The following is a 4,630-nucleotide window of genomic DNA, read 5'->3' as shown; positions in this document are numbered from 1 at the left end:
GTGTTTTTCTTGGAATTGTGCTGTTTTATCCTTTACCTTGTCTACAAACCCCTTAAAAACGTTTTTAAAGGCTTTTAAGCCGTCTGTACGTTCCTTAAGGAATTCCTTAGTGCTTTCATAGATTAAACTCACATCACGCTTTAAATCGCTTATTTTAGACTTTAAAGACTTGTTTTCTTCAAGCAACTCATTATAATCATTTACATTTTCATTAAATCGCTCTACAAGACCACTATATTTTTCTTTAACTTGCCCATGTTCTTTACTTAATTTTTTATATTCTCTCGCCATATCAGTACTCATGAGATTTCTAACATGCTGTTTTAACCTATCGTTATCTCTCGCAGCAGTCACTAAGTTTTTATAATCACGCTCCGATATAACAACATTTTTGGTTGGTTTCTTTTCTGTTTTCATTATTTCTTTTCCCAAACCAAACATGGACTTTTCACCCGTTGGCACTTCAACACTTTTCATGTGTCGTTTCGCTGGTACTTCTAAATCTGATTTAACTTTATCGCTATAAGCAGTCCATTCATCTTTTTTAACTGCTAAATTTTTTTCTAGAAAATCAATCTCTTTTTCCAAAGTTTGTTTTTTAAATTTAGCTGTCTCAATATGTTTACGGTCAGAGCCACGTTCACCACGCTTCAACTCAAAACCCTGTTTTTTCATATGCTCGGGGAATTTATCTTGTAGCCATAACAGTTCTTGACGATTAAACACATTTTTTCCTTGCAGTTTTCCATCACGCATAGGCACAACACCTAAATGCATGTGAGGGGTTTGCTCATCATTATGAACTGTTGCATAAGCAATATTTTGCTTGCCATATCGTTCGGAAAATAATTTATAACTTTCCTCAAAAAATCGTTTTTGTTCTCCTGGATCCAGTTGCTCAAAAAAATCTCGGTCAGATGTTACTAGCAACTCATTTACAAGAACAGCATCTTTCCTCGTTTTTCTTGTACCTGTTTTTTGTGATTCAATAATTTCTTTGACACGTTCGTTGTAATCAATATTTTTATCATTTTTCAAATCATAATTTTCACGTGTTCGCTCATGGTCAATATCATCATTCGTTCTACTTTTTCGCTCTCTTTGATTATGAAATTGCATGCCTTTTAGTCCAGCTGATTTCACTTTTTGCATTCTACAAACTGCATAACTCATATGTAAATCGCTCCTTTTTAGGTGGCACAAATGTGAGGCATTTTCGCTCTTTCCGGCAACCACTTCCAAGTAAAGTATAACACACTATACTTTATATTCATAAAGTGTGTGCTCTGCGAGGCTGTCGGCAGTGCCGACCAAAACCATAAAACCTTTAAGACCTTTCTTTTTTTTACGAGAAAAAAGAAACAAAAAAACCTGCCCTCTGCCACCTCAGCAAAGGGGGGTTTTGCTCTCGTGCTCGTTTAAAAATCAGCAAGGGACAGGTAGTATTTTTTGAGAAGATCACTCAAAAAATCTCCACCTTTAAACCCTTGCCAATTTTTATTTTGTCCGTTTTGTCTAGCTTACCGAAAGCCAGACTCAGCAAGAATAAAATTTTTATTGTCTTTCGGTTTTCTAGTGTAACGGACAAAACCACTCAAAATAAAAAAGATACAAGAGAGGTCTCTCGTATCTTTTATTCAGCAATCGCGCCCTTTAATGGAACAAAAAGATTTGAATTCCTGTTATAAAAAAAGGATCAATTTTGAACTCTCTCCCAAAGTTGATCCCTTAACGATTTAGAAATCCCTTTGAGAATGTTTATATACATTCAAGGTAACCAGCCAACTAATGACAATGATTCCTGAAAAAAGTAATAACAAATTACTATACAGATAAGTTGACTGATCAACTTCCATAGGTAACAACCTTTGATCAAGTAAGGGTATGGATAATAAACCACCTACAATTGCAATACCTGTTCCCTCTGATAAAAAGCTGGTAAAGTTAAGCAAACTCATTCCAGCACCAGCTTCCTGCTGTTTCAAGCTACTTGAAACAATTGTTGATATAACTGTTTTGGTGAACGAAAGCCCACCTAAAACAAATACGATTATAATTGTCATGAACCATGATGTTGTTTCTAAAAGAAAGGAAGCAGTTAAAAAGCTAACAGAAAGAAATGTAACTCCGATGTTTAACACGTATAAAGGACCTCTTCTATCAACAAGTATCCCACCAATGTAGCCGAAAATAATGACACTCATTGTTCCAGGGAAAATAATTACACTTCCGATTTCGGCAGTACTTAGCTGGTGAACATCTTTCATCATATAAGGAACCATAGAGACAAACCCTGCTACTGTTCCAAATATAATTCCCCCACAAAGAACTCCAATCATAAAAGGTATATTTTTCCCTAATCCGGGATCAACAAAAGGATCTGTTACTTTCCTGATATGTTTTACAAATATCAGGAATGACAGCACGCTAACGATAAGAAAAGAAATGCTATATGATGTTGTAAACAACATAAAAAATACAATGCCTACAGACATTAGTATAATTCCTTTGATATCAAAATGACCTTTTATCCTTACTTCTTTCTTTAATAATTTCATAAGAAACGGAACAGTGATAATTGTTATCATAGGAATGAGTAGAAGATAGGACCAATGAATATAATGGGCTATCATTCCACCAATCGCTGGACCGACTCCTTCTCCCATGGCTACTATCGATCCAATAAGACCAAATGCTTTACCCCTATTTTCCTTTGGAATATAGCGCGCAACTACAACCATTACGAGTGCTGGAAATGCAGCTGCACCAGCCCCTTGAATAAAACGAGCCATAATAAGTAAGGAAAAGAAAGAATGGCCAACAAACCCAATTACCGACCCGAAACAATTTATTATAATTCCAAATAGGAGTAACCTTTTGATGCCTAATTGATCAGATAGCTTTCCATATACAGCTGTTCCAATGGAAAAGGTTAACATAAAGGCTGTGTTCACCCAGTTTGTACTCGCAGGTGGTTTATTAAAATCATTTGCAATATCAGGTAATGAGACGTTCAAAACCATTTCATTTAATACGCTAAAAAAAGATAAAATGCAAAGCCAAATTAAAATTTGGTTGTGTCGTAAATTCGATTGTGAATAGGATGTATTCACATTTCACCCTCCAATAATGAGGGCAGACGTAGTTTATAGGGTTAATGATACGCTTCCCTCTTTTAATTGAACCCTGTTACATTCATTACACTTCATAATTAATTCCTCCTAAACTTGATTAAAACATTTTACCACATATAAACTAAGTTTTAAATTCAGTATTTCATCACTTATACAACAATATGGCCCGTTTGTTGAACTACTCTTTAATAAAATAATTTTTCCGTTCCCAATTCCACATTGCAATAATAGAAAATCCATCTTCATCGGCTTTTTCGTCATCATCTGTATGAATCAAATCGCCTTCTTCTGTGTCATCAAGGTTTAATTTTTTATGTATTTCTTTTAACAAACCACCATAGGAGATTAACCTTTTACGGTGTAAACCTTCCTCCAAATCAGACAAACGTTTCAAATTCTTTTCTTCATCATCGGTCATAAAATCCGTATCCTTTACAGGATATTTTGCAGTTTCGTCAATTGCCGATTGTATATCCGATTTATATTTATTTTTCGGTCGAATCATTTGAACTTTTACATTTGGATCATAGTCTAATTTCATTGCCTTTTTCCAAAATTGAATCCATTGTTTTTGATTCACGTAGTTTTCTGTATTCTTAAAATAAGTTGGTTCCACACATACCAATACATGCATGTGCTGATTATAAGAATTATCTTTATTATTTATTGTCACTTCCGTTGCACGCATAAAACCAACAAGATTTTTATTAATTTTTTTATATTGCATCATTCGGCGAAATCCTTGAGCCATATCTGACAAACTCTTATTTAATTCTTCGCCATCATAAACATTTTTAACTGTTAATGTGAGAAACAACCAACGAACTGTTGGCTTTTGTTTAATAACTTCAGCAACAACCTTTTGTGACTGAATGCCATGTTTCATTGCTCTCCTCCAGTTGCACATTGGACAAAGCCTGGATTTACAAAACCACACTCGATACAACTTTCTTTCGCCTGTTTCACGATTTTGTTTATACTCTAATATTTCAGCACAATCTTTTACTCTTTCAGCCTTTTTAAATTCAAGAATATGCAGAAGTTCAAAGTAATCAACATTAGCGATTTTCTTTTCTCTCCATGGTCTCACTTTTCCACTTTTTGTCTTGTCCACTAAAACCCTTGATTTTTCATCTGAATAAATGCTACTATTAGGACACATAATATTAAAAGAAACCCCCATCTATTTAGTTATTTGTTTGGTCACTTATAACTTTAACAGATGGGGTTTTTCTGTGCAACCAATTTTAAGGGTTTTCAATACTTTAAAACACATACATACCAACACTTCAACGCACCTTTCAGCAACTAAAATAAAAATGACGTTATTTCTATATGTATCAAGATAAGAAAGAACAAGTTCAAAACCATCAAAAAAAGACACCTTTTCAGGTGCTTTTTTTATTTTATAAACTCATTCCCTGATCTCGACTTCGTTCTTTTTTTACCTCTCGGTTATGAGTTAGTTCAAATTCGTTCTTTTTAGGTTCTAAATC

General features: G+C 34.2%; 4 protein-coding genes. All 4 read right to left on the bottom strand.

Translation table 11 applies throughout. The features are described 5' to 3' along the window. The coding region (gene mobV, locus MKX74_RS28115) for a MobV family relaxase (protein WP_341180705.1) at positions 1 to 1,173 on the bottom strand (1,173 nt) is incomplete at its 3' end. A gap of 563 nt (positions 1,174 to 1,736) precedes the next feature. After that, the gene (gene tet(L) / locus MKX74_RS28110; protein WP_001574277.1) at positions 1,737 to 3,113 is read right to left on the bottom strand and encodes a tetracycline efflux MFS transporter Tet(L); all 1,377 of its coding nucleotides are present in this window, start codon (positions 3,111 to 3,113) and stop codon (positions 1,737 to 1,739) included. 33 nt (positions 3,114 to 3,146) lie between these two features. Beyond that, positions 3,147 to 3,209, bottom strand: a complete 63-nt coding sequence (locus MKX74_RS28275) for a tetracycline resistance efflux system leader peptide (RefSeq protein ID WP_012779615.1) — start codon at positions 3,207 to 3,209, stop codon at positions 3,147 to 3,149. A gap of 103 nt (positions 3,210 to 3,312) precedes the next feature. After that, on the bottom strand, positions 3,313 to 4,296 hold the full coding sequence (locus tag MKX74_RS28105; protein ID WP_000336291.1) for a protein rep: 984 nt from the start codon (positions 4,294 to 4,296) through the stop codon (positions 3,313 to 3,315). Positions 4,297 to 4,630: the final 334 nt, after the last annotated feature.

Source organism: Paenibacillus sp. FSL K6-1230 (genome assembly GCF_038002385.1).
GTDB classification, from domain to species: Bacteria; Bacillota; Bacilli; order Paenibacillales; family Paenibacillaceae; genus Paenibacillus; species Paenibacillus massiliensis.
The sequence above is the reverse complement of the archived record's forward strand: the minus strand, read 5'-3'. Positions and strand labels throughout refer to the sequence as shown.